Below are 23,548 nucleotides of genomic sequence, written 5' to 3'. Positions count from 1 at the left end.
GGCGGGGCGTTGCCTGTAGGAGCGAGCTTGCTCGCGAACAGATTTACCCAGCTGCGTCGGTGCTGGGCGGTTCGCGAGCAAGCTCGCTCCTACAATATCCCCGCGCTCCTCGACAGGGTTGCAAGCATCCGCCGCGAGCGCCCGTCCAATATCACGCGTAGTAATCCACCAGCCCCCTGCCCTGCGCCGCCACCTGCGGGCGGATCTCGGACACGCCGCTGATCATCGGCTCGTCGTCGCCATCGGCACCGGCGACACGCCGCGAACCACCCCGCTCGTCGCCGCCCTGTTGCTGCTGCCAGCCCCGGGCGGACTGGTCGGAGACGTTGACGTCGAGCTGACCCATGCCCTGCTGGCTGAACATCTCGCGCAAGCGGTGCTGCTGGCTGTCCAGCGCTTCGCGCACGTTGGCGTTGGCGCTGACGAAGTTCACCTGGGTCTGGTCGGCGCTCATGTGGATGCGCACTTCCAGGCGCCCGAGCTCGGCCGGATCCATCTGGATCTCGGCGGACTTGAGGTTCTGCGACGACATCCACATCACCCGGTCCACCACCTGGTCGGTCCAGCCGTTCTGCTGCACCGACACCGGCTGCCCCGGCACCAGCGGGTTCACCGGGCGGCTGGTCATGGCCTGCGGCGTATTGAGCGCCTGGGTCAGCGACTCCAGCCGCGCGGCGAAAGACTCGTTGCGCGGCGCCTCGGGCTTGGCCTCGACCTGCAGCTCCGGCAACTGCTGGCCCAGGTCCGTGCTGGCCTGCACGGCGCCTTCGGCCAGCTTGCCCTCGGCGGTCTTGGCTGCCGCATCCGGGTTCAGGGCCGAGAGCATCGCCGACAGGTCGGCCTTGGCATTGCCCTCCACCGGCTTGTCGCCGGCCTTGGCCGCTACCTCCCCCGCCACCTGCGTCTGCTGGACTTGCTGCGCCTGGTCCTGGGCGCCCTGGCCGAGGGCCATGGTCACGCCCGGCAGCACATTGAGCTTTTCCAGATCGCCGTCGGTGCTGGCCACGGTCTTCTCGCCCACGCCGCTGCTGATTACCAGGGGCGGCGCCTCGCTGGCCGGGGCCGGCAACTGCCCGGTCATGCCCAGCATCAGCAGCGGGTCGAGGGTGGCCTCGGGTTTCTCCTCGCCTTCGGCCACCTTGGCGTCGCCGTCGGCCGGCAAGGCCTTGCCGTCTTCGGCAACCGCTGGCTTGTCGGCGGCAGCGGCGTCCTTGGAATCGCTGGCCTGGGTGTCCTTGTCGGACGCGTCCTTGGCCTTATCGGTCTTGGGCTTGGTCGCCTTGTCCGGGCGTTCGCCGGCCGCCGGACGCCGCTCCTGCGCATAGACGTCGGCAAAGCTGGAACCCTTGTCGTTGGCGGTGTCGGGCGAATTCTGCGCAGGCTTGGAGAGCGCCGCCTTGGGCCTGGGATCAGGCGTAGGCGTCAATAAAATATCCGGGGCGACAGCCATCGGAGTTCTCCGTTGATGTGAATATCCATCACGGAGATAGCAAGGGGCGGGCCAATTCGCTTCTTAATCCCGTTTGGCGGGGAAAGGTCAGGCGCGACCGGGCAGCAACAGCGTGCGGACGATGGAGAATTCGTGCTCGACCTTCGCGATCAGCCCCTGTGCGGCGGCCAGGTCGTTGTGTCGGGCGGCCTCTTCGAGCTGCTTGCACAAGCCGCTCAGCACGGCGGCGCCCATGTTTCCGCAACTGCCCTTGAAGCTGTGCGCGGCGTGGCGCAACGCGGTGCCGTCGGCGGCGGTGAAGGCCGCGCGAATGCTGTTCAGGCGCTCCTCGGAGTCGCCCAGGAAGGTTTCCACCAGCAACGGGTACTCGTCTTCCATGATCTCCAGCAGGTTGCGCTGCACGGCGTCATCGAGATGCGGCACGGACATTCGGCACTCCCGGTAGGACTGCTCGCCAGGGGGCTGGATGGCAAGCGAAGGCCGGATTATGCCTGAGCCGACCAGAAGAACTCCACGGACACCGATTTGCCATCCGCCGACCACTGGCAGCGGTCGGCCAGCTGCCGCACCAGCGTCAGCCCGCGGCCACAGAGACTGCCGGCGGCGCGCTGGGAAGCCAGCACCGCGCCGACGTCGAAGCCGTCACCACTGTCCTCCACCCGCACCAGCAGGCGCCCGCCCTCGCCGTGGGGCGCGAGGTCGAGGTGGAAGCGCACGAAGCCGTCGCGCAGCGCCTCCAGGCGCTGGCTGCGCTGCTGGTAGTAGCGGGCGAAGCCGGCGGCATCGCACTTGAGCGAGGAGTCCAGGCCCATCACGCCGTGCTCCAGGGCGTTGGAATACAGCTCGGCGAGTACCGTGTAGAGCGCGCCGCCCTTGGGCCGCAGGTCATGCACTTCCATCAGCAACTGCAGCAGGAACGGCAGCGGATTGAAATGCCGCAGGGTCGGCGCGCGGAATTCGAAGCTGGCGGACCAGTCCAGCGGGCTGCTCAGGCCGTTATCAGAGAAGGCCAGTGGCGGCCGCTGCAGCGAATGTTCCGGCACCAGCACGACTTCCAGCATGCTGACGTCGTCCTGCGCCTCGCCACGGAAACGCGCCAGCGCTGACTGGATGACATCGAACAGGCGCGACGGCTCCGGCTCGCCCTCGTAGACCTCGCGCAGGCGCTGCTCGCCGAACATCTCGCCGGCGGTGTTGCGCGCCTCGGTCACTCCATCGGAGAAGAGGAACACGCGGTCGCCCTCCTCCATGGCATAGACCTCGTAGTGCTCGTCGAACGAGGCCGCATCGAGGATGCCCAGCGGCAGGTGGCGCGACACCAGCGGCAGCGCTTCGCGCTTGTCGTGGCGCAGCAGGTAGCCATTGGGCAGCCCGCCGTTCCACACCTCCACCAGGCCGCGCTGGAAGCTCAGGTTGAGCATGGCCGCGCAGCAGAACACGCCCAGCGGCAGGATGCGTTTGAGCTTGGCGTTCATCTCGCGAAGGATGTCCGCCATCGGGTAGCCCTTGGCAGTCATGCCGTAGAACACTTCGGCCAGCGGCATGGCGCCGATGGCCGCCGGCAAGCCATGGCCGGTGAAGTCGCCGAGCAGCACGTGCATGCCGCCGGAGGGCTTGAACGCAGCCAGCAGCAGGTCGCCGTTGAACAGCGCGAAGGGCGATTGCAGGTAGCGGATGTTCGCCGCGTTCAGACAGCCCGAGTGCGCCACCTTGTCGAACACCGCCTTGGCCACCCGCTGCTCGTTGAGCAGGTGCTCGTTGTGCCGGGCGATCAGGTCGCGCTGCTCCAGCACCGTCCGCTGCAGGTGGTGCAGGCGGCCCATGGCGCGGATCTTGGCCTCCAGGATGACCCGGTTGTAGGGCTTGGAAAGGAAGTCATCGCCGCCCGCCTCCAGGCTCTGCACCAGCGCCTCGGTTTCGCTCAGCGAGGTGAGGAAGATGATCGGCACCAGCTCCTCGCCGGCCTGCCGACGAATCCGCCGCGCCGCCTCGAAGCCGTCCATCACCGGCATCAGCGCATCCATCAGCACCAGCTGCGGACGCTCCTGGGCGAACAGCGCCAGGGCTTCCAGGCCATTGGACGCGGTGATCACCCGGTGCCCCTGGCGGCTGACGATGGTGGACAGCAGCAGGCGGTCGGCGGCGTTGTCGTCGGCGATCAGGACCGTGAGGAAATCCGCCATGGCCGCTCTCGGAGGAAGGACAGTCGAGTTCAGCTGATCTTGAACAGCTGCTCGAAGTTGGAAATGGCGAGGATCTTGCGCACGTCAGCGTTGCAGTGCTCTAGGCTGATCTGCGCGTTCTCGCCGCCGGCGTGGTCGCGCAGCAGGAGCAGCATGCCCAGTGCCGAGCTGTCCAGGTAGGTGGCGCCCTTGAGGTCGACCACATAGCGCTTGGGCGTGGTGTCGACGCGCTCGTAGGCGTTGCGGAATTCCTGGTGCGCGCCGAAGTCGAAACGGCCCTGGACCACGATGGTCAGTTCCTGGCCGTCAGCGGAGGGAACGGAAGTGATGGCCATAGGACTCTCCTTATCGGTCGATGGCACGCACGAGTTTGAAGATGTAGCAGCAAGTCATGACAGCGGCAACCTTGGCAGCCACTGGATCGCCATCATCCGGCGCTGTCGAATTCCTGCGAGATGGACCGCCGGTCCCCACGGGCGTGGCAAATGCCGTTACCCTTCTGACGTTCGGTCCGTTGGCGATGCGTCTACGTCGGGCCGTCCCAGGCAATGGAGGGGAGCATGTACAAGTCCATACTCATCGTGGCCTGCGCTGTCTGCACGATACCGGTCGCGCATGCCCAGGTGATGCAGCGCGAGCTGGGCGAATTCGAACTTAAATTCGCCAACTCACCCACCCGCAGCCTGGCTCAGGGGCTGATCCAGCCCGGCCAGGCGACCGGCGCCCAGGGTGGCGTGGACGTCGGCCACACCAGTGGCTGGTACGTCGGCAGCTGGACCTCGAATCTCGAGCAGGACAAGCCGCTGGAGATCGACAGCTACGCAGGCTTCAAGCATCCGCTGGGCGACGGCAAGCTGGGTTACGAACTGGGCACCCTGCGCTACGCCCGCCCCGAGCAACCGGACTATGACCGCCAGGCACTGTACGGCGGTCTCTCGGTTTTCGGCAGCCGCCTCGGCGCGGCCTACAGCAACCAGAACGGCCGCAGCACCGCCACGCTATTCACCGACCTGGGGCTGGAGCAGGACGTGGGCTTCGATGTGTCGTTCAAGTATTCCACCTACAACCTCGCCGAACCGGCCAGCCTGAGTGGTGGCGGCAGCGTCAGCGGCTTCGGCGACTGGTCGGTGAACCTCAGCCGGCCCTGGCTGGGCGTCGACCTGAATTTCTCCTACAGCGGCAGCAGCCTGACCGGCAGCGATTGCAGCGCGTACTCGGGGCACAACACCTATTGCGATACGGCGGTGATGTTCAAGGCGTCGAAGCCGCTGTTCTGAGGCGCCCTACCCGATCAGCCCCGCCCCCAGGTTGATCGCCAACCCAAGGATCGCGGTGTTGAACAGGAAGCCGATCACCGAGTGCGCCAGCACCACCTTGCGCATGGCCCGCGAAGCGACCGACACGTCGGAGGTCTGCACCGCCACGCTCAGGGTGAAGGAGAAGTAGAGGAAGTCCCAGTAGTCCGGGCTCCTCTCCCCGTCCGGAAAACGCAGCACCGGCTCACCGCCCTCGGCGGAGTAGAACATCCGCGCATAGTGCATGGTGAACACCATGCCGATGAGGAACCAGGAGCCCAGCACCGTGCTGGCGGTGAAGGCGTAGCGCCCGAGCTTCTCCCCCCCCGCGGCATGACCGGCAGCGGCCAGCTCGAAGACGATGGCCACCAGGCTGGCCAGCGCGGCGACGCTGATCAGCACCAGCACCGCCTCGGCATTCTCGTCCTCGATCTCGGCCAGGCGCCGCACCTCCTGCGGGTCGGCGCGCCAGGCCAGCCAGCCGATCAGCAGGACGTACAGCCAGGCCATGCAGTTCCAGCCCACCAGCACCCGGATCATCGGTTCGAGGCGATAGCAGGCCAGCGTCACCAGCAGGCCGCCGGCAAAGGCGGCGATCAAGCGCGGGTGCGCGCTGAGGAAGGCACGATTCAGGCGCAGCATGGCATGCGCTCCAGCTCCGCCGCCGCCAGGTGCGCCACCGCCAGGTCGCTGTCGGCGCTCATGTCATCGTCAAGGAACCAGGCGGCGGACAGCCCGGCGAACGCCAACACCCACTCCAGCAATCGGCGCCGATCCACGCGAGCATGCTCGACGATCACATCCAGTTGGCGGAGGAAGCGCCCGCGTTCGCGGGAGGTCGGCAGGTCCGGGTTGCACAGCAGGTTGGCGTAGTCGAACAGGCGCTCGCCGTAGAGGCGCTTGGGGTCGATCACCAGCCAGCCGCGCGGGCCGAAGTCGAGGATGTTGTCGTGATGGACGTCGCCATGCAGCACCGTCATGTCGTGTTCGCTGGCCAGCAGCGCCTCGGCGGTGACCAGGCAGCGCGGGAACAGGCCACCGTAGCGTTTGGCGGCGGGTGCCAGATCGCGGAACCACTCGCGCAGGCCGATCAGCTCCGGCACCGGTTTGCCGCGCGGCCGATGCAGGCACCGCACCACGTCGCAGGCGATGCGGCTGGCCTCATCGTCCTCGCCGTGCAGCGCCATGTGCATCAGCGAGCGCGTGCCCTCGGCACGCTCCAGCAGGATCACGTCGCCGTCGTGGGCATAAACCCGCGCCGCACCCTCCCCGCCCCACCAGCGCATCACCCGCGAGCCGGCCTGTTCTTCCGCCTCCAGTGCGACCTTGATCATCGCCGCCTGGCCCTGCCAGCGAACCGGCAGCAGGTGGCTGCTGTGGGTGACGATAGGCTCGCCCTCGGCGGTGAGGTTCCACAGGCACAGGTAGCGAGAAAAGTCGGGCGGGAACGGCGGGACGGGCATGGAGCAGGCATTCCATTCGAATGGGCTGGCTGGAGACTAGCACGCACCCGGAGTCAGTCCGGCGAAGGCCTCAGACGCTGGGCGAATTCGTCGAGCTGCTTCTGCTCGTACTTGTCGGCGGCGGCGCGCGCCTCCTCGCGATAGCGTTCCACCAGCTTGCGCAGGCCTTCCAGGCGGGCGTACTTCTCCTGCCAGGCGGCACGGGCTTTATCGACGCTGCCCTGGTGCCATTCCACGGCGCGGTTCTGCTGCTCGACGGCGGTTTCCAGCTGCGAGAGGAAGCGCTGGTAGTTGATCAGCCACTGTCCGGTGACGCCCTGCTGGCCGTTGCGAATCCACTGCTGCTGGTAGTCCAGGCGATAGCGTTCGAGCTCGGCGAGCTTGCGCTGCGCCTGCAGCAGCTGGTTCTGCACCAGCCCGAGCTGGCGCGCGGATTCGCGTTCGGCCTTGAGGGCCATGTCCACCACCGGGGCGAGACGTTCGGCGCGGCGGTTCATGGCCGGCCCCTACGGAAATCGCCGGGCATCAGCCGGCCTTGCCGCTGACGACCGCGTCCAGCAACAGGCGGCTGTCGTCGAGGTTCTGGCTCTCGTCCAAGGCCTGGCGGAGGAACTGGCGCATGATCGGGAAGCGCTGGATCGCCAGGTCAGTCTCGGCATCGCCGCCGGCCACGTAGGCGCCGACGCTGATCAGGTCGCGGCTCTGTTGATAACGCGACCACAGCTGCTTGAAACGCTGGGCATCGCGCAGGTGCTCGGGGCTGGTGACCTGCGGCATCACCCGGCTGATCGAAGCCTCGATGTCGATGGCCGGGTAATGGCCCTCCTCGGCCAGCCGGCGCGACAGCACGAAGTGACCGTCGAGCACGCCACGGGCGGCGTCGGCGATCGGGTCCTGCTGGTCGTCGCCCTCGCTGAGCACGGTGTAGAAGGCGGTGATCGAGCCGCCGCCCTTCTCGCCGTTGCCGGCGCGTTCCACCAGGCGCGGCAGCTTGGCGAACACCGACGGCGGATAGCCCTTGGTCGCCGGCGGCTCGCCGATGGCCAAGGCGATCTCGCGCTGGGCCTGGGCGTAGCGGGTCAGGGAATCCATCAGCAGCAGGACGTTCTTGCCCTTGTCGCGGAAGTATTCGGCGATACGCGTGCAGTACTGCGCGGCGCGCAGGCGCATCAGCGGCGCGTCGTCCGCCGGCGAGGCGACGACCACGGAGCGCTTCAAGCCTTCCTCGCCGAGGATGTGCTCGATGAACTCCTTCACCTCGCGGCCCCGTTCGCCGATCAGCCCGACCACGATGATGTCGGCCTTGGTGAAGCGGGTCATCATGCCCAGCAGCACCGACTTGCCCACGCCGGTACCGGCGAACAGGCCCAGGCGCTGGCCACGGCCGACGGTGAGCAGGGAGTTGATCGAGCGGATGCCGACGTCCATCGGCTCGTGGATCGGGTCGCGCGCCAGGGGGTTGATGATCGGGCCTTCCATCGGCACCCAGTCTTCGGCGCGCATGCCGCCCTTGCCGTCCAGCGCACGGCCGACGCCGTCGAGCACGCGGCCGAGCATCGACATGCCCATCGGCAGGCGGCCGGAATCCGGCAGCGGCACCACGCGGGCGCCCGGGGCGATACCGGCGAGGCTGCCCACCGGCATCAGGTAGATCTTGCTGCCGGAGAAGCCCATTACCTCGGCTTCCACCTGCACCGGGTGATAGCCGCCGTCGTTGATCACCTGGCAGCGGCTGCCGACCGAGGCCTGCAGGCCTTCGGCCTCCAGGGTCAAGCCGACCATGCGCAGCAGGCGGCCCTCCACCACCGGCTGCGCCGGCAGGCTCACGGCCTCGCTGTAGCCTTGCAGGCGGCGGGCGAAGCTGACCCGCTCAAGGCGCATCGGGCACGTCCAGGTCGATGTGCAGGTCCGGCGCCAGTGCGTGGGTCGCCTGGTCGCGCTGCTGCTCGAAGAGCTGCTTCACGGCCTGGGCCAGGCGCGTCTCGACGCTGGCGTCGATGCGCGAGTGTTCGGTTTCGATACGGCAGCCGCCGGGCAGCAGGCCATCGTCCTCGATGATCCGCCAGCTTTCCTCGTGGCGGTCGCGCAGGGCCTTCACCAGCTCGAAGTCCTGCGGGTTGACCTGGATGCGGATGTTGCCGGCGCCCATGGGCAGCAGCTTCAGCGCCTCGCGCAGCACCTGGCGGATCTGGCTGGAATCGGTGGCCAGCTCGCGCTGCACCACCTGACGCACCACGTGGGTCACCAGGTTGAGCATGCCCGCCTCGAGCATCTGGTCCTGCTCGGCGATCGGCTCCAGCAGCTGCCCCATCAGGGTTTCCAGGCTCTGCAGGCGCGGCTGCAGGGCCGCGTCAGCTTCCTGACGCGCCTTCAGCTGGCCGGCATGGAAGCCGTCCTTCTCACCGGTGGAGAAGCCCTCGTTGTAGGCGTCCTGGCGGATCGCCTCGAGCTCCTCCAGCGTCAGTGGCTTGACCTCTTCCTCCGGCACTTCCTCGATCTGCGGCGCCTCGGCCACGGGTTCGGGTTCAGGCTCGGGTTCCGGCAGCGGCTTGATCGGATCGAAGCTGGGCAGCGACCAGCGGTCGAAGCCCGAGACATCGCGCGCGCGGATCAGCTCGCTGAGTTCCTGTTCGTCTTTGGCCGGGGGCACCACTTAGATCATCTCCTCGCCGCCCTTGCCGCCGAGCACGATCTCGCCGGACTCGGCCATGCGCCGTGCAATGGTGAGGATTTCCTTCTGCGCCCCCTCCACTTCGCTGACGCGCACCGGGCCCTTAGCCTCCAGGTCGTCGCGCAGCAGTTCGGCGGCACGCTTGGACATATTGCGGAAGATCTTCTCGCGGATCGCCTCGTCGGAGCCCTTGAGCGCCAGCACCAGCACGTCGGAGGACACTTCCCGCAGCAGCGCCTGGATGCCGCGGTCGTCGACGTCGGCGAGGTTGTCGAAGACGAACATGAGGTCTTCGATCTGCCCGGAAAGGTCTTCGTCCACTTCGCGAATGGCGTCCATCAGCGTGCCTTCCACGGAGCTGTCGAGGAAGTTCATGATGTCCGCCGCGCGCTTCACGCCGCCCATGGTGGTGCGGGTGGAGTTGGCGTTGCCGGCGAACTGCTTCTCCAGGATCAGGTTCAGTTCCTTCAGCGCGGACGGCTGCACGGTGTTCAGCGAGGACACGCGCAGGACGATGTCCAGGCGCACCTTGTGGTCGAAGTGGCCGAGCACTTCGGCAGCCTGGTCCGGATCGAGGTAGGCGACCACGATGGCCTGGATCTGCGGGTGCTCGTAGCGGATCACGTCGGCCACGGCGCGCGGCTCCATCCACTTCAGGCTGTCCAGGCCGCTGGTGTTGCCACCGAGCAGGATGCGGTCGATCAGGTTGTTGGCCTTGTCCTCGCCCAGGGCCTGGGTGAGCATCTTGCGGATGTAGCTGTCGGCGCCGACGCCCAGGCTGGTCTGGTCGCCGACGATCTCGACGAACTCGCCCATCACCTGTTCGACCTGCTCGCGGTGCACATTGCGCATCTGCGCCATGGCCACGCCGACCTTCTGTACTTCCTTGGGGCCCATGTGCCGCAGCACCTGCGCCGCGTCGGTCTCGCCGAGGGACAGCAGGAGGATGGCGGCCTTGTCGACCTTGCTCAGTTTGGCGTTCGCCCGAGGTTCGCTCATGTGCGGTCACTCATCGGAATTGATCCACTCTTTCACCACCTGAGCCACACGCCCGGGGTCCTGCGCGACCAGGCTCTTGATCGCGTTGAGCTGCGCATCGTAACCCTCGGACGGGCTCGGCAGCAGAATACTGGCGGGGCCGCCGAGGCTGACGCGGTCGTCCGACAGCTCGCCGTCCAGGCCACCCAGCTCGCCCAGTCCACCGTCGCCGCCCGCGCCGCCGGCCACCAGGGCCTTGCCCTTGTTGCCCGACAGGTTGTTCAGCACCGGGCGCAGCACGCCGAGCACCAGCACCAGGATGAAGACGATGCCCAGCACCTGCTTGACCACGTCCCAGAACCAGGGCTGCGAGTAGAACGGCGGGGCGACGATCTCCTCGCCCTGCTCGGGGGCGAACGGTGCGTTGATCACGCTGACGCTGTCGCCTCGGCTGGCGTCGTAGCCCACGGAGTCCTGCACCAGGCGGGTGAAGCGCGACAGTTCGTCGGCGCTCCACGGCTTGTGGGTCACCTCGCCGGTCTTGGGGTCGGTGATCATTCGGTCATCCAGCACCACCGCGACGGAAAGCCGGCGCAGGCGGCCCTGCTGCTGCTTGGTGTAGCTCACCGAGCGATCCAGCTCGTAGTTGCGGGTGTTCTGCTGGCGCTTGTCGGTCGGGTACGGCGCCAGTTCCGGCTTGCCGGTCTTCGGGTCGATGATCGGCTGGCCGTTGGCGTCCTTCAGCGGCTGGCCCGGCGCGACGTAGTCGGACGGCGCGTTCTGCGCGGTGGTCTGCGGCGCGCTGGACGGCCCCGGCGGCTGGTTCGACAGCGCACCCGGCACGCCTTGCGGGCCATTGCTGTTCTGCCGTTCCTCGTTGTTGCTCTGCTCGCTACGCAGTGCCGGCTGGTCCGGGTTGTAGGATTCGGAGGTGGACTCCACCGCGCTGAAGTCGACGTCGGCGGAAACTTCGGCCTTGTAGCGGCCGTTGCCCAGCACCGGTTGCAGGATGCTGTGCACGCGCTGGTTGAGGTTGCTTTCCATGCGGCGGGTGTAGTCGAACTGCTTGCCGGCCATGGTCAGCTCGGAGAGCTCCTGCTGGTCGGACAGCAGGGTGCCTTTCTGGTCGACCACGGTGACCTGGGACTTGTCCAGTTCCGGCACGCTGGTCGCCACCAGGTTGACGATGGCCAGCACCTGACTCGGCTCCAGCGTGCGGCCCGGATACAGTTCGACCAGCACCGAGGCGCTGGGCTTGCGGTCGTCACGGACGAACACCGAGCTCTTCGGGATCGCCAGGTGCACGCGGGCGCCCTTGACGTTGTTCAGGCTGGAAATGGTGCGCGCCAGCTCGCCTTCCAGGCCGCGACGGTAATTGGTCGCTTCCATGAACTGGCTGGTGCCCAGGGCCTGTTCCTTGTCGAGGATTTCGAAGCCGACGTTGTTGTCGGTTGGCGCGACGCCGGCGCTGGCGACTTTCATGCGTGCGCGGCCGAGGTCGTCGGCCTTCACCAGCAGCGCGCCGGAATTGGGTTCGACCTTGTAGGCGATATCGGCTGCGCTCAGCGCCTCGACCACCTTGTTGGCATCGACGCCGTTCAGGCTGCCGTACAGCGGCTTGTAGTCCGGCTGCTGCGACCAGAGCACCATGCCGAAGCCGATGGCGATGCTCGCGGCCAGGCCGACCAGCAGACCTACCTGGCGCAGCACGGGCATGTCCGCGAGGTTTTCGAGGAAGGTCAGGCCCAGCAGCGGCTTCTTCGGCGCGTCGGCGCCGAGCTTGGCGGGAACCTGACTGTCTACGGTGGCATCAGCCATGACCTGCTACCTCAGACGGGCATCTGCATGATGTCCTGGTACGCCTGGACGAGCTTGTTGCGTACCTGGGTCATGGCCTGGAAGGACACACTGGCTTTCTGCGAGGCGATCATCACGTCGGTGAGATCGACGCCGCTCTGGCCGACTTCGAAGGCGGTGGCCATGTCGGTGGCGACCTGCTGGGTGCCGTTCACCTTGTCGACGGCCTGGGTGAGCATCTGCGAGAAGCTCGGCGCGCCCGGCTCGGTCGGTTGCGCAGCCTGCGCCTTCGACTTGGCCATGGCCTCCATCTGCATGGAGCGCATCTCCAGCAGCAGACGATTGAATTCAACACCCTGACTCATTTCCTACCCCTCCGACTGGCCGCGGTTTTTTGACGCCGCGCGGCGCTTTGCACAGGGGATTGCAACTTGGGTGCCAGGTTTCAGGAAAGACAGCCGAACCCATCCAATAGCTCTGGAATGGGGCATTCAGGTCGACCTTCAGATAAGGCCGAACGGTCTATCTGACACAAGGGCAAGAGCCCCTCACCCCAACCCTCTCCCAGAGGGAGAGGGGGCAGATCGGCGCGGACGAGAAGGAAGGTGCTTCTCCGGATACTTCCGCAAGGATTCGCGAAGAATAAATCCGTTCCTGCTCAGCAGGCCCCCTAACGGCACGGCCCCGTTACTGCACACCTACCAGGATGAACGCCAATGTTCCAATAGGGCAGAGGAGGGCCCCCTCTCCCTCCGGGAGAGGGTTGGGGTGAGGGCAATCATCCCGCTCCGGACTCGACCACCAATCGAATAGCCTCCAGCACGGCATCAGTCCGCACCAGAACATCATGATTCCAGAACCGAACCACCCGAATCCCCTGCCCCGCCAACCAAGCATCTCGCTCAGAGTCGTAGACAGACCCCAGATGCTGCCCACCATCCAGCTCCACCGCCAACCTCAACTCATGGCAATAGAAATCCAGAACGTACGCCCCACAAGGCACCTGCCTGCGGAACTTCAATCCGAGAAACCTCCGGTCCCGCAAGCAGCCCCACAATCGCCGCTCCGCGTCGGTTTGCCGTCGCCGCAACTGCCGTGCAAATTCCACCTCGTCCATGACTGAGCTCCCACTGAAAGGCTCAGTACACAGTCAACGAAGCAGCTCTCGGTTTCTGCCGGCCAAATGCGCTTTCAATGCGGAGAAACACCCTCGCCTCACCAAGAAAAAGCCCGCACAACGGCGGGCCAAGAGGGGAACGCGTCAACTCTTCAACTGGCGTACAGATACGCCTCCACATCCATCCCCGCATCCCGCATCTGCGCGAGTTTGTAGCGCAAGGTACGCGGGCTGATGCCCAGGCGCTCGGCAGCCTCCTTGCGGCGGCCGCGTTCACTGCGCAGGGTATCGATGATCATCTGGAACTCACGGCGCTTGAGGTCCTCTCCCAGAGCCCCCGCATCCTGCACAGCAGGTGACGGAATTTCGACGCTGGCCGGACCTTGCGGTACCGCCGGCGCCGAAACGGCGGCCAACACCGGACGCGGCGCATGGCCGATGGGCGCGGTCAGGCACAGGTCGGCGGCCTGCACCTGGCCGCCCTGCTGCAGGATCAGCGAGCGCTGGATGGCGTTGTCCAGTTCGCGCACGTTGCCCGGCCACGGATGCGCCAGCAAGGCGGCGCGGGCGTCGGCACAGAGGCTGACCGGCGCGAGGTTCATCTTGCGGGTGTACTTGGCCAGCAGGCGCTCGGCCAGCGGCAGGATGTCCGCCGGACGCTCGCGCAGCGGGCGCCAGGCCAGGGGGAACACCGAGAGGCGGTAGTACAGGTCCTCACGGAAGCGCCCCGCCGCCACTTCACCGAGCAGGTCGCGGTTGGTGGTGGCGAGCACGCGGATGTCCAGGCTGATCGGCTTGCGCGCGCCGACGCGCTCCACCTCGCGCTCCTGCAGTACGCGCAGCAGCTTGGCCTGCAGGCCCAGCGGCATCTCGGAGATTTCGTCGAGCAGGATGGTGCCGCCGTCGGCCAGTTCGAACTTGCCCGGCTGGGCGGCGATGGCGCCGGTGAACGCCCCCTTCTCGTGACCGAACAGGGTGGCCTCGAGCATGTTGTCCGGGATCGCCGCGCAGTTGATCGCAACGAAGGGTTTGCCGGCACGCGGCGACTGCTGGTGGATGTACTGCGCCAGCACTTCCTTACCGGTGCCGGACTCGCCGGAGATCAGCACGGTGGAGTCGCTACGGGCTACACGGGCGGCCAGCTCCAGCAGTTGCCGGCTGGCCGGTTCCAGCGCCACCGGACCGTCGCCTTCGACACGGGTGACCGTACCCAGCGCATGGCGCGCCACCAGCTCCAGCAGAGCCTTGGGCTCGAAGGGCTTCACCAGGTAATCCGCCGCCCCCTGGCGCATGGCTTCCACCGCGCGATCCACCGCGCCGTAGGCGGTCATCAGCAGCACCGGCAGCTGTGGATAACGTGCACGGATCAGGCCGAGCAACTGGTGCCCGTCCATGCCCGGCATGTTCACATCGCTGATCACCAGGCTGAAGGCGTCTTTCTCCAGGGCCGGCAGCGCGGCCTCGGCGCAGTCGACGGCGACGAAGTCGTGCCCACCGAGCATCAGGGTGTCGGAGAGGGCTTCACGCAGGGCGCGGTCGTCTTCGACCAGCAGGACTTTGGCGGCCATGGTGTTCATTCCTTGTGAGCGATGGAGTGGGCGTTGATCAGCGGCAGGATCAGGGTGGCGCAGGTGCCAAAGCCGGCGCGCGAGCGCAAGCGCAGCTCGCCCTGGTGGGCCTTGGCAACCGCCTTGACCACGGCCAGGCCGAGGCCTGTGCCGGTGGTCTTGGTGGTGAAGAAGGGTTCGCCCAGGCGCGCCAGGGTTTCGGCGTTCATGCCCGGACCGTCATCGCTGATGGACAGGCGCAGGCTGTCGCCGCGCGCATACAGGTGCACCTTCAGGCGCACGTCACGGCCGGCGGCCTGGATGGCGTTTTCCACCAGGTTGAGCAGCGTACCGACCAGGGTGTCGCGGTTGCACAGCAGCTCACCCGCGCGGGCGTCGCACTGCCAACGGACGTTCAGGCCGGCCACATGGGATTCGGCGGCGGCCCGCAGGCTGGTGAACAGCTGCGACGGCGCCAGGCGGTCCGGCAGCGGCAGTTCGCCCCGGGCGAACACCAGCATGTCGCGCACCTGGTTCTCCAACTCGTGCAGGCGCTCCTTGATGCGCCCGGCGAAACGCTGCTGCTGTTCCAGCGGCAGCTCCTGCTCGCTCAGGTGGCTGGCGTAAAGCATGGCGGCGGACAGCGGCGTGCGGATCTGGTGGGCCAGCGAGGCGACCATGCGGCCCAGCGCGGACAGGCGTTCGTGGCGCGCCAGCTGGTCCTGCAGGCGACGGGTTTCCGTCAGGTCGTTGAGCAGGATGAGCTGGCCGGGTTCGCCGTTCAGCGAGCGGATGGCGATGGACACGCGACGGCCGTCGCGCAGGGAAACTTCATGGCCGTCGTCGGCGCGCGGGGCGAAGCTGCGGGCGATCACCTCGCGCCAGAGCATCCCCACCAGCGGCTTGCCGAGCAGCGCACAGGCCACCGGGTTGGCGTCGCGCACCACCCCCTGGGCATCAAGGACGATGACGCCGCCGGGCAGCACGTCGAGCAGGCTTTGCAGGCGATTGGCCAGGCGCTCCTTCTCGGCCAGTTCCTGCATGCGTTGGGCACTGACCAGGGCCAGTTGGCCCTTGAGCTCGGTGACGCGCGCCTCCAGCAGGCTGTAGGACTCGCTGAGCTGGTTGGACATCTGGTTGAACAGGGCGAAAGCCTGTTCCAGATTGGCGCGGCCGCTCTCCTCCACCGGTCGGCTTTCTTCGACGGGCGCGAGGGCTTCAACAGAAGCGAGGGCGGTGGTTTCGGACTGGCGTTGGGCGACTGGCATCATGCGGTTCTCTCATCCGTCCGACGTCGTAGAACTGTCGGTCGGATGAGTCTTAGCAAACCGCGTGCCTAAAATTTACTCGTTAATTTTCAACGAGCTAGAGAAACGAACGTGACGGAGGCGTCAATCCTCCGCCATCTCCTCCTCGCGACGGCTCATGCCGTACTTGCGCATCTTCTCCACCAGGGTGGTGCGGCGGATGCGCAGGCGCTCGGCGGCCCGGGCGACGACGCCGGCGGCATCGTCCAGTGCCTGCTGGATCAGGCCCTGTTCGAGGTTGGCGAGGTAATCCTTCAGGTCGATGCCTTCGGCCGGCAGCATGGCGGGCGAGTCGAGGCCCGGCAGGCCGGCGGTGATCGCCGCGCGCTCTTCCAGTTCCTCGCGCAGGCTGCTCGCCAGTTGCTCGTCCTCGTCGTCGACGTGACGGAATTTCTTCGGCAGCTCGCCCACGCCGATCACCCCATAGGGGTGCATGATCGCCAGGCGCTCGACGAGGTTGGCCAACTCGCGCACGTTGCCCGGCCAGTCGTGGCGGCAGAGCGACATGATGGCGGCGGAGTTGAAGCGGATCGAACCGCGCTTCTCGTGCTCCATGCGCGAGATCAGCTCGTTCATCAGCAGCGGGATGTCCTCCACGCGCTCGCGCAGCGGGGCCATCTCGATGGGGAAGACGTTGAGGCGGTAGTACAGGTCCTCGCGGAAGCTGCCGTCCTCGATCATCTTCTCGAGGTTCTTGTGGGTCGCGGCAATGATGCGCACGTCCACGTTCTGCGTCTTGTTGCTGCCCACGCGCTCGAAGGTGCGCTCCTGCAGCACGCGCAGCAGCTTGACCTGCATCGGCAGCGGCATGTCGCCGATCTCGTCGAGGAACAGGGTGCCGCCGTTGGCCAGCTCGAAGCGGCCGGCGCGGCTGGTGATGGCCCCGGTGAAGGCGCCCTTCTCGTGGCCGAAGAGTTCGCTTTCCAGTAGCTCCGCCGGAATCGCGCCGCAGTTGACCGGCACGAATGGCGCGTCGCGACGCTTGGAATGGTAGTGAAGGTTGCGCGCCACCACTTCCTTGCCGGTGCCGGACTCGCCGAGGATCAGCACGCTGGCGTCGGTGTCGGCGACCTGCTGCATCATCTGCCGCACCTGCTGGATGGCACGGCTGGTGCCGACCAGGCTGCGGAACAGGTTGGGCTCGCGCTGGCGGCCGCGTTCGCGGGCCTGGTCGTACATCTCGCGGTAGACCTGGGCGCGGTGCAGGGAGTCGAGCAGCTTGTTGTAGCTGGGCGGCATTTCCAGGCTGGCCAGCACGCGGCGGCGCAGCTCTTCCGGCCAGTCGGCCGGCGCCGGCTCGCCGATCAGCAGCACGGGGAGGTATTCATCCCAGGCCGCGACCTGCTTGAGCAGTTCCAGCGCCCCACCCTTGCTTTCCACGTTGCCGAGCAACACGCAGAGTACGTCGCGGCTGCCGTTGGGCAGCGCATCGACCGCCTGGCGCCAATCGTGGCTGCCGCAGGCGATCTGGTCCTCGCCAAGGAAGCCGATGATGACCGAGAGGTCACGGCACCGGTCCTGGTTATCGTCGATCAGGAGGATCTTGGTTTCGCGCCACATCTTTAGCTTGTCATCCCGGGGCTTTGAGGCCGTCGAACGGCTGCTGACACGAGACTGGCGATGACACAATTCCCCGTGTTCGCCAGCATTTGGCCACTAGTAAAGTCAAAAATGTGGCAAGAGTCAAATTTATGGCGTGTTTTTTTTGATGCTGCCCGACGAAGGGCATTGATCCGCATCATGGCATTCGAACTGGGACCAGTTCGCACAAACGCGGCGGCGGCCCGTGGGCCGCCGGGGAAGACCGATCCGACGGATCAGCCGAACATCTGGTAGACCTTGGCGCCCTGGCTGGAACGGCGCACGGCGGTCAGTTCCTCACCAATGGCTGTGCGCTGGGCGGCGCAGACCTTGACCAGCTCCGCGTAGAGCGCCAGCAACTGCTCCATGGTGTCGCGCAGGGCCTGCTCGTCGCGCTCGGCGTCCTGCATGGCCACGTCCACCTGCTCACGGCACATCCGGTCCAGTTCGCCGATGGCGTCCCAGTCCTTGCTGTGCATCGCGGCGGAAAGCGCGGCGCGGGTTTCGTTGAGTTGTTGCATGGCCTGATTCATGACTCGTCCTTCCTTCAGGCGGCGATCGCGTCCCAGCCCGATTTCACTTCACGCAGCAGCCCGGAAACCTCGTCGAGGATCGCGGCATTGCCACTGCGGTTCGCCTCCAGCAGGCGCTCGGTCATGTAACCGTAGAGACTATCGAGGTTGATTGCCAGCTCGCCGCCCTGCTCCAGGTTCAGCGCCTCGCGCAGACCGCCGACGATACCGATGGCCTTGCTGATCAGCTCACCGCGCTCGGCCAACTGGCCGCGCTCGATGGCGCCACGGGCCTGCGCCATGCGCTCCAGGCCGCCCTGCATCAGCATCTGGATCAGACTGTGCGGCGACGCTTCGGCGACGCGCGCTTCCAGGCTGACTTGCTGGTATTGCTTCATGGCTCTCATGGCGTACATGGCAGGCTCCTGCTAGGAATTCATCTACTGACCAAGGTATCGGCCAGTGAAGCAGGAGCTTGAAGGCTTCTTGAGATTTTTTTGTCACGCCCGGCGCAAGGCCGGGCGCGCTATGGCAGTTACCGGATCAGCCCTTGGCGAATGGCAGGCTGGCCAGCTGGCTGGTCAGGCTGTTGGTGGTCTGGGTGAGTTGGCTGACAAGAGCATCCATCGCGTTGAACTGCTTGTACAGGCGCTCCTGCAAGGCAGTCATGCGAGCGTCCAGCGTCACCTGCTGCTTGTCCACGCTCTTGAGCGTAGCCTGCAACGAACTGTTGCGCTGATCGAGGATGCCGTTAGTGATGGTGTAGGGCTTCACCCGATCGGTCAGGCGAGCAGCCAGGCCGTTGTCCCCCGTGAACAACGCAGTGATTTCATCGAAGTTGCCGGTCACTGCCTTGTCCAGCTTGGTGCTGTCGATGGCCAGTGTGCCGTCGGTCTGGGTGGTAATGCCAAGATCCGCCAACGCACGGATCTTGCCGTCACCCTGGACATTCACCAGCTCCTGATGGAGGGATGCGGAGATAGCGCGCGCCGTCGCGTCACCGACCAGCGCCCCTGTCACCGGCGCCTTGTCGTCGCCAACCTTGGTGACCTTGGTCTGCGAATTGATGGTGCTGACCAGTGCGTTGTAAGCGTCGACGAAGGACTGGATGTTCTTCTTGACTCCCGACTGGTCCAGGGTCACACCCACTGTCGCTGGGGTGTTGGCTTCGGTCACGCCCTTGAGATTCAGGGTCACGCCTTCGAGGGCGTCGGTGACGGTGTTGGATTCGCTGGTGATCTTCAGGCCATCGACGGTCAGCTCGGCACTCTTGGAGCGCACCAGCATGCGCGCGCCGGAGGGATCGCTGACGGCGGGCGGATCCTGGATGGTCGGGTCGGAGGGAACCGCCGGCGGAGTGAAGGCCAGGTCGGTCAGCTTGGCGCTGCCGCTACCGTCATCACCGCTGACCGCTACGGAAATATCCTTGCCGGCGCCGGTCTTGGAACTGCTCAGCACCAGGCGAGAGCCATGCTCGTCGGTGATGATGGTGGCGGAGACTCCCGCATCCTTGCCGGCGGTATTGATGGCGTCACGCACACCCGCCAGGGTGTTGTTGCTGCTGTCGATCTTGATGTCCGGCAGCGCGGTGTCGCCGAGCTTGATGCTCAAGGTGCCCTGGCCAAAGGTTGCAGCCTTGTCACCGTTGGCAGGAATCGCGGCGAGCGCGACCTTGCTGGCAGTGGCCAACTGCTTGACTTCGATCTGATAGCTGCCGATGCCGGCCTTGTCGGTGGCGGTGACGCCGATCAGGTCATTCTTGGAAGAAGTGGCCGAGCGGGCCTGGAAATTGGCGGTCTTGTTCAGCGCTTCCAGCGCCGTCTGGAACGTGCTCAAGGCACTCTTGAGCGAGCCGATTCCGGTGATCTTGGTGGTGGTGGTTTTTTCCAGGGTATCGAGCTGGTTCTGCTTGGGTGCCTTTTCGGCAGCCACCATGGTCTGAACGATATTATCGATGTTCAGGCCAGTGCCCGTACCCGTGATGGTCATCCCCATTTCACACCTCCGTCAAAATCCTGCTCCGGTTCCACCGGTCGCCGCGCAGACTTGCAGGCTTCGTGCCAGTGTTACGCACCTCGCCTCAGGCGCGGGTTTCGAACATCAGGCTGCGAATATCGTCGAGCCGGGCGGCAAGTTTCAGCACTTCTTCGGAAGGCATTTGCCGCACGACCTTGCCGGACTCGGCATCGATCACTTTCACCACCACTTCGCCGGTGGCGTCGTCGATGCTGAAGTTCAGGTTGCGCCGGATGCCCTGCACGAACGACTGAATGTCGGACACCGCTGAGTCCAGCGTCTGCGAATCCTGTTGCTGATCGGCCGCTGCCTGGTCGGTCGTGGGCGCATTACCTTGCGGACGAACAGTTGATGTTCGCTCCACCGGCCCCATCCCGGCAATGGAAGTCACGTTGCTCACATCCATCTTCCGATCCTCGTAAAAGCCGAAAAGGAGGAAGGGTCGCCCCTTCCTCCTGTGCTCACCTCAACTCGCTGCCGTCGATCAACGCAGCAGGCTGAGTACCGACTGCGGCAGCTGGTTGGCCTGGGCCAGGATCGCAGTACCAGCCTGTTGCAGCACTTGGTTCTTGGACAGGTTCGCAGTTTCGGCGGCGAAGTCGGTGTCCTTGATGCGGCTGCGGGCGTTGTCGGCGTTCTCGGCAATGCTCTGCAGGTTGGAAATGGTGTTGTCGAAGCGGTTCTGCACGGCACCCAGGTCGGAACGCTGGGAGTCGATGTAGGCGATGGCCGCGTCGATCACGTCAACGGCGTTCTGCGCGCCGTAGGCAGTGCTGACGTCAACGTCGCTTACCTTCTCCAGAGTACCGGCGACTTCGCCGGTCAGCTTGGTTGCGGCAGTGCCAGTCAAGGAATAGGCCGCCGAGGAGCTCAGCTTGATAGCACCGTTGGCGAACGCTGAAGCACCGGTGATATCAGCAGCAGCGCTCAAATCGCCTGCGTTGTCATTGTTGGAGTCCTCTGCCGAACGCGCCTTGACCGACAAGGTGTTGGCGGTTGCTACCGCTGCACCAGCCACGTCGTAGGCAGCACCAGTGAACTTGATGGCGGAGCCGTCAGCGGAACTAACCTCCAGAGTACCGTCACCATTCACCTTCGCGGAGATGCCAGCACCGGAGGAGTTGACAGCGCTCACCACCTGCTCGAATGAGTTCAGGCCCTTCAGGTCGATGGTGGAGTCGACTTTAGTGTTGTCAGACTTGGAAACTTCGATTTTCAGATCGAAGCTCACGGCGGCAGCGGTCTTGGTGAGGACAGCGTCGGTACGGGCCGAAGCCTTGACCGGCGAACCTGCCGAATTGATCTTCTTGACAGCTTCGGAAGCTGTATCAGTAGCCAGGATATCCTGGGGCTTGTATTGCTTGCCGTTGGCGGAGATGGTCAGAGTGCCGTTGGCATCTGCTGCTGCAGTGCTGGCAATACCCATGGCGGAACCGGCCTTGTCGGAAGTGTAGGCACCGATCTTGGTGGCGCTGGCATCACCGATGGCGACATCGATAGTCTCGTTGGCATTGGCACCGACCTGGAAGGCGGTGGAGCCGAAGGAACCGTCGAGCAACTTACGGCCACCGAAGGTGGTGGTTTCGGCGATACGGTTCAGTTCGCTTTGCAGAGCACCCACTTCTTTCTGCAGGGCGGCGCGGTCGGTGGAGTCGTTGCTGCCGTTGGCAGACTGCAGGGACAGGTCACGCATACGCTGCAGGATGTTGGTGGACTGCTGCAGGGCGCCTTCAGCGGTCTGCGCCAGGGAGATGCCGTCGTTGGCATTGCGTACGGCAACGTTCAGGCCGCTGATCTGGCTGGACAGGCGGTTGGAGATCTGCAGGCCGGCGGCGTCGTCCTTGGCGCTGTTGATGCGGAAGCCGGTGGACAGACGCTGCAGCGAGGTGCTCAGCGAGCCAGAAGAACTGTTCAGGTTACGCTGGGTGTTCAGGGAAGCAATGTTGGTATTGACGGTAAGGGCCATGATGGTCTCCTTCAGAGGTCCTGTTCGTTCCTGAGCGTGCGATATCTCGGCCTGCTTGCTCAGGGACACCAAGAATTCGCATTCGACTTATGTATCGGCGTTGATCCGGTGAGCTTTAGGAAAAAATTCAAGAGATTTTTTCAGCTTTTGAATCAATCACTTGCAGGTTATTGCCAACAAAAAATCAGTGAAACGTTGTAGTCGGATGCGTCCTCGCAGCCGTGATGCCGTGTTGTGGATTCGCGGACAAGGTCCGCTCCTACGAAAAGCGCCACAGCCCATCCCTGTAGGAGCGAGCTTGCTCGCGAACCGCCCACGCCAGGAAGCTCGCCCCTACACACAAAAAAGCCCACGGCTTCAGGCGTGTGGGCTTTCTTCATTTTCTCGGCAGGATCAGTTGAGGAAGTTGAACAGGTTCAGTCCGCTGATCTTCACGTAACTCTGCTGCGCGGCCTGGAGGATGGTGGACTGCATCGATAGACGCGACAGCGCCTCGGCATAGTCCAGGTCCTGCAGGTCGGAGATGACGCCGGTATTCACCAGCTTCACGTCATCGATGAAGGTTTCGGTGGATTCGATGGTATTCAGGCGCGCACCGATCTGCCCGCGCCCTGTGAGTACCTGGGCACTGGCCGCATCCAGGTTGGTCAGGGCCACCGCAGTGGCGTCACGGATCGCATAGCTACCGGCCTGGTCATTGGTCGCGCCTTCCAGCGCCTTGCGCAAATCGGATACCACATTCAGCAAGCCCTTCTTTTCACTGGAAGGGTCACGCTTGATGCTGAAGTCGTCACCCGCCGCCGGGTGGCCGTCAATGATTACACTGACACCGCCATAGACGATCTTATCCTGAGTCTTGTCGTCACGATCTATGGCCCCTGTCGCCAGCGCCGAGTAGCCGCCAGGCAGAGCCGGATCGTTGAGGTCATAGATCTCGTAGTTGACGTCATCGAGAAAGCGGATGCCAACACCATCATTGGCCGAAGGCGGCGTACTCGATGGGAAAGTTCCGTCATAGTCCAGCTTGTCGACAACGCTACCCAGTGAAACGCGCCCGCTGCCGGTGTTTGCAACAGCCACAGCGGTGGTCACGCGATTGCTGTTGATGACATCGTCGAACAAAGCCTTGCCGCTGTCGCTGATGTTAAGCAGGGTGCTGCTTGCAATCGGCACCTGACGCTGGCTTTCGTCACCCTGGTAGGTATAGGTGCCGTCAGGGTTACGCACGAAGGGTTGCTTGTCGCCCTGACTGCCGGAGAACAGGTATTTACCGCTGGCATCCTTGCTGTTGAGCAGACTGAGCAGTTCGTCTTCGCGCTGTTTGAGCTCGGTGGCCAGTGCCCCTTTGTCACTGCTGTCCTGAGCGCCATCGCCAGCCTGCACCGCAATCTCACGAATGCGCTGGATAACATTGCCCACCGACTGCAGGATTGACTCTTCCGAGTTCAGGCTGTTCTTCGCCGCCGTGATGTTGCTCTTGTGCTGGTCGTTGAGCGATTGCTCCTGGCTCAGCTGCAGCAGGCGCACCGAGGCCACCGGGTCGTCCGCCGGGGTGAGGATGCGCTTGCCGGTGCTGATCTGCTCCTGGGTGCGGGTGACGTTGCCGTAGTTCTTCTGCAGGCCGCCTACCGAGTTGTTGTATGCCTGGATGGTGGAGATGCGCAT

At 65.1% G+C, this 23,548-nt stretch carries 23 protein-coding genes; 1 reads left to right on the top strand and 22 read right to left on the bottom strand.

Annotation, left to right across the window (positions count from 1 at the left end):
- Positions 1-151: 151 nt before the first annotated feature.
- The 4 genes from ACNFBT_RS11320 to ACNFBT_RS11305 form a co-directional block, all read right to left on the bottom strand.
- Positions 152-1,450 carry a flagellar hook-length control protein FliK gene (locus ACNFBT_RS11320; protein WP_416749292.1) on the bottom strand — a complete coding sequence of 433 codons (1,299 nt, stop codon included), beginning with the start codon at positions 1,448-1,450 and terminating at the stop codon, positions 152-154.
- An 87-nt stretch (positions 1,451-1,537) separates the two neighbouring features.
- Positions 1,538-1,879 carry an Hpt domain-containing protein gene (locus ACNFBT_RS11315; RefSeq protein WP_416749290.1) on the bottom strand — a complete coding sequence of 114 codons (342 nt, stop codon included), beginning with the start codon at positions 1,877-1,879 and terminating at the stop codon, positions 1,538-1,540.
- Positions 1,880-1,935: 56 nt separating this feature from the next.
- Entirely contained in the window at positions 1,936-3,633 is a 1,698-nt protein-coding gene (locus ACNFBT_RS11310) for an ATP-binding SpoIIE family protein phosphatase (RefSeq protein ID WP_416749288.1), read from the bottom strand.
- 29 nt (positions 3,634-3,662) lie between these two features.
- Positions 3,663-3,968, bottom strand: coding sequence for an STAS domain-containing protein (locus tag ACNFBT_RS11305; RefSeq protein ID WP_416749286.1), 306 nt, complete (start codon positions 3,966-3,968; stop codon positions 3,663-3,665).
- 225 nt (positions 3,969-4,193) lie between these two features.
- Here ACNFBT_RS11305 and ACNFBT_RS11300 point away from each other — a divergent pair, with 225 nt between their 5' ends.
- Entirely contained in the window at positions 4,194-4,910 is a 717-nt protein-coding gene (locus ACNFBT_RS11300) for a TorF family putative porin (protein ID WP_416749284.1), read from the top strand.
- 6 nt (positions 4,911-4,916) lie between these two features.
- On the opposite strand, the gene ACNFBT_RS11295 is transcribed toward ACNFBT_RS11300, so the two are convergent.
- The 18 genes from ACNFBT_RS11295 to flgL all read right to left on the bottom strand — a co-directional run bounded on the left by ACNFBT_RS11295 (position 4,917) and on the right by flgL (position 23,548).
- Positions 4,917-5,570, bottom strand: coding sequence for a DUF1345 domain-containing protein (locus ACNFBT_RS11295; RefSeq protein ID WP_416749282.1), 654 nt, complete (start codon positions 5,568-5,570; stop codon positions 4,917-4,919).
- On the bottom strand, positions 5,558-6,391 hold the full coding sequence (locus tag ACNFBT_RS11290; RefSeq protein ID WP_416749280.1) for an aminoglycoside phosphotransferase family protein: 834 nt from the start codon (positions 6,389-6,391) through the stop codon (positions 5,558-5,560). Before ACNFBT_RS11290 ends, ACNFBT_RS11295 begins: the two co-directional genes overlap by 13 nt.
- Positions 6,392-6,444: 53 nt before the next feature.
- Positions 6,445-6,888 (bottom strand): flagellar export protein FliJ, encoded by a 444-nt coding sequence (gene fliJ / locus ACNFBT_RS11285; protein ID WP_416749278.1) that lies wholly within the window; start codon positions 6,886-6,888, stop codon positions 6,445-6,447.
- Between the two features lie 28 nt (positions 6,889-6,916).
- Positions 6,917-8,272 carry a flagellar protein export ATPase FliI gene (fliI, locus tag ACNFBT_RS11280; protein WP_416749277.1) on the bottom strand — a complete coding sequence of 452 codons (1,356 nt, stop codon included), beginning with the start codon at positions 8,270-8,272 and terminating at the stop codon, positions 6,917-6,919.
- Complete coding sequence (fliH, locus tag ACNFBT_RS11275) at positions 8,262-9,044, bottom strand: flagellar assembly protein FliH (RefSeq protein WP_416749275.1); 783 nt, start codon at positions 9,042-9,044, stop codon at positions 8,262-8,264. Before fliH ends, fliI begins: the two co-directional genes overlap by 11 nt.
- Positions 9,045-10,061 (bottom strand): flagellar motor switch protein FliG, encoded by a 1,017-nt coding sequence (gene fliG / locus ACNFBT_RS11270; protein WP_416749273.1) that lies wholly within the window; start codon positions 10,059-10,061, stop codon positions 9,045-9,047.
- Positions 10,062-10,067: 6 nt separating this feature from the next.
- On the bottom strand, positions 10,068-11,858 hold the full coding sequence (gene fliF / locus ACNFBT_RS11265) for a flagellar basal-body MS-ring/collar protein FliF (RefSeq protein WP_416749271.1): 1,791 nt from the start codon (positions 11,856-11,858) through the stop codon (positions 10,068-10,070).
- Positions 11,859-11,869: 11 nt separating this feature from the next.
- Positions 11,870-12,202 carry a flagellar hook-basal body complex protein FliE gene (gene fliE / locus ACNFBT_RS11260; RefSeq protein WP_331317235.1) on the bottom strand — a complete coding sequence of 111 codons (333 nt, stop codon included), beginning with the start codon at positions 12,200-12,202 and terminating at the stop codon, positions 11,870-11,872.
- A gap of 413 nt (positions 12,203-12,615) precedes the next feature.
- Entirely contained in the window at positions 12,616-12,954 is a 339-nt protein-coding gene (locus tag ACNFBT_RS11255) for an endonuclease domain-containing protein (RefSeq protein WP_416749268.1), read from the bottom strand.
- A gap of 152 nt (positions 12,955-13,106) precedes the next feature.
- Complete coding sequence (gene fleR, locus ACNFBT_RS11250) at positions 13,107-14,522, bottom strand: sigma-54-dependent response regulator transcription factor FleR (RefSeq protein ID WP_416749266.1); 1,416 nt, start codon at positions 14,520-14,522, stop codon at positions 13,107-13,109.
- 5 nt (positions 14,523-14,527) lie between these two features.
- Positions 14,528-15,772 carry a sensor histidine kinase gene (locus tag ACNFBT_RS11245; protein ID WP_416749264.1) on the bottom strand — a complete coding sequence of 415 codons (1,245 nt, stop codon included), beginning with the start codon at positions 15,770-15,772 and terminating at the stop codon, positions 14,528-14,530.
- Positions 15,773-15,892: 120 nt separating this feature from the next.
- Positions 15,893-17,368, bottom strand: coding sequence for a sigma-54 dependent transcriptional regulator (locus ACNFBT_RS11240; RefSeq protein WP_416749262.1), 1,476 nt, complete (start codon positions 17,366-17,368; stop codon positions 15,893-15,895).
- Positions 17,369-17,625: 257 nt separating this feature from the next.
- Positions 17,626-17,922, bottom strand: coding sequence for a flagellar protein FliT (locus tag ACNFBT_RS11235; protein ID WP_416749260.1), 297 nt, complete (start codon positions 17,920-17,922; stop codon positions 17,626-17,628).
- 14 nt (positions 17,923-17,936) lie between these two features.
- Entirely contained in the window at positions 17,937-18,317 is a 381-nt protein-coding gene (gene fliS, locus ACNFBT_RS11230; RefSeq protein ID WP_416749258.1) for a flagellar export chaperone FliS, read from the bottom strand.
- Between the two features lie 127 nt (positions 18,318-18,444).
- Entirely contained in the window at positions 18,445-19,896 is a 1,452-nt protein-coding gene (fliD, locus tag ACNFBT_RS11225; RefSeq protein ID WP_416749256.1) for a flagellar filament capping protein FliD, read from the bottom strand.
- Between the two features lie 85 nt (positions 19,897-19,981).
- A complete protein-coding gene (locus ACNFBT_RS11220) occupies positions 19,982-20,323 on the bottom strand; it encodes a flagellar protein FlaG (RefSeq protein ID WP_416749254.1) in 342 nt (113 codons plus the stop codon).
- Between the two features lie 78 nt (positions 20,324-20,401).
- Complete coding sequence (locus tag ACNFBT_RS11215; RefSeq protein ID WP_416749252.1) at positions 20,402-21,883, bottom strand: flagellin; 1,482 nt, start codon at positions 21,881-21,883, stop codon at positions 20,402-20,404.
- A gap of 393 nt (positions 21,884-22,276) precedes the next feature.
- On the bottom strand, positions 22,277-23,548 hold the full coding sequence (gene flgL, locus ACNFBT_RS11210) for a flagellar hook-associated protein FlgL (protein WP_416749250.1): 1,272 nt from the start codon (positions 23,546-23,548) through the stop codon (positions 22,277-22,279).

Origin of the sequence: Pseudomonas sp. NY15181 (assembly GCF_048068055.1) — a bacterium.
In the GTDB taxonomy this organism is placed as follows: domain Bacteria; phylum Pseudomonadota; class Gammaproteobacteria; order Pseudomonadales; family Pseudomonadaceae; genus Pseudomonas.
Note: the sequence above shows the minus strand (reverse complement) of the source record. Positions and strands in the feature narration are given on the sequence as shown.

What these genes read in the sequence shown, in the direction of transcription:
- flgL (WP_416749250.1), bottom strand. Translation starts at nt 23,548, where the DNA reads ATGCGCATCTCCACCATCCAGGCATACAACAACTCGGTAGGCGGCCTG.
- ACNFBT_RS11315 (WP_416749290.1), bottom strand. Translation starts at nt 1,879, where the DNA reads ATGTCCGTGCCGCATCTCGATGACGCCGTGCAGCGCAACCTGCTGGAG.
- ACNFBT_RS11320 (WP_416749292.1), bottom strand. Translation starts at nt 1,450, where the DNA reads ATGGCTGTCGCCCCGGATATTTTATTGACGCCTACGCCTGATCCCAGG.
- fliG (WP_416749273.1), bottom strand. Translation starts at nt 10,061, where the DNA reads ATGAGCGAACCTCGGGCGAACGCCAAACTGAGCAAGGTCGACAAGGCC.
- ACNFBT_RS11305 (WP_416749286.1), bottom strand. Translation starts at nt 3,968, where the DNA reads ATGGCCATCACTTCCGTTCCCTCCGCTGACGGCCAGGAACTGACCATC.
- ACNFBT_RS11310 (WP_416749288.1), bottom strand. Translation starts at nt 3,633, where the DNA reads ATGGCGGATTTCCTCACGGTCCTGATCGCCGACGACAACGCCGCCGAC.
- ACNFBT_RS11240 (WP_416749262.1), bottom strand. Translation starts at nt 17,368, where the DNA reads ATGTGGCGCGAAACCAAGATCCTCCTGATCGACGATAACCAGGACCGG.
- ACNFBT_RS11220 (WP_416749254.1), bottom strand. Translation starts at nt 20,323, where the DNA reads ATGGATGTGAGCAACGTGACTTCCATTGCCGGGATGGGGCCGGTGGAG.
- fliJ (WP_416749278.1), bottom strand. Translation starts at nt 6,888, where the DNA reads ATGAACCGCCGCGCCGAACGTCTCGCCCCGGTGGTGGACATGGCCCTC.
- fliS (WP_416749258.1), bottom strand. Translation starts at nt 18,317, where the DNA reads ATGTACGCCATGAGAGCCATGAAGCAATACCAGCAAGTCAGCCTGGAA.
- fleR (WP_416749266.1), bottom strand. Translation starts at nt 14,522, where the DNA reads ATGGCCGCCAAAGTCCTGCTGGTCGAAGACGACCGCGCCCTGCGTGAA.
- ACNFBT_RS11295 (WP_416749282.1), bottom strand. Translation starts at nt 5,570, where the DNA reads ATGCTGCGCCTGAATCGTGCCTTCCTCAGCGCGCACCCGCGCTTGATC.
- fliI (WP_416749277.1), bottom strand. Translation starts at nt 8,272, where the DNA reads ATGCGCCTTGAGCGGGTCAGCTTCGCCCGCCGCCTGCAAGGCTACAGC.
- ACNFBT_RS11245 (WP_416749264.1), bottom strand. Translation starts at nt 15,772, where the DNA reads ATGATGCCAGTCGCCCAACGCCAGTCCGAAACCACCGCCCTCGCTTCT.
- fliD (WP_416749256.1), bottom strand. Translation starts at nt 19,896, where the DNA reads ATGGGGATGACCATCACGGGTACGGGCACTGGCCTGAACATCGATAAT.
- fliE (WP_331317235.1), bottom strand. Translation starts at nt 12,202, where the DNA reads ATGAGTCAGGGTGTTGAATTCAATCGTCTGCTGCTGGAGATGCGCTCC.
- ACNFBT_RS11215 (WP_416749252.1), bottom strand. Translation starts at nt 21,883, where the DNA reads ATGGCCCTTACCGTCAATACCAACATTGCTTCCCTGAACACCCAGCGT.
- ACNFBT_RS11255 (WP_416749268.1), bottom strand. Translation starts at nt 12,954, where the DNA reads ATGGACGAGGTGGAATTTGCACGGCAGTTGCGGCGACGGCAAACCGAC.
- ACNFBT_RS11235 (WP_416749260.1), bottom strand. Translation starts at nt 17,922, where the DNA reads ATGAATCAGGCCATGCAACAACTCAACGAAACCCGCGCCGCGCTTTCC.
- fliF (WP_416749271.1), bottom strand. Translation starts at nt 11,858, where the DNA reads ATGGCTGATGCCACCGTAGACAGTCAGGTTCCCGCCAAGCTCGGCGCC.
- ACNFBT_RS11300 (WP_416749284.1), top strand. Translation starts at nt 4,194, where the DNA reads ATGTACAAGTCCATACTCATCGTGGCCTGCGCTGTCTGCACGATACCG.
- ACNFBT_RS11290 (WP_416749280.1), bottom strand. Translation starts at nt 6,391, where the DNA reads ATGCCCGTCCCGCCGTTCCCGCCCGACTTTTCTCGCTACCTGTGCCTG.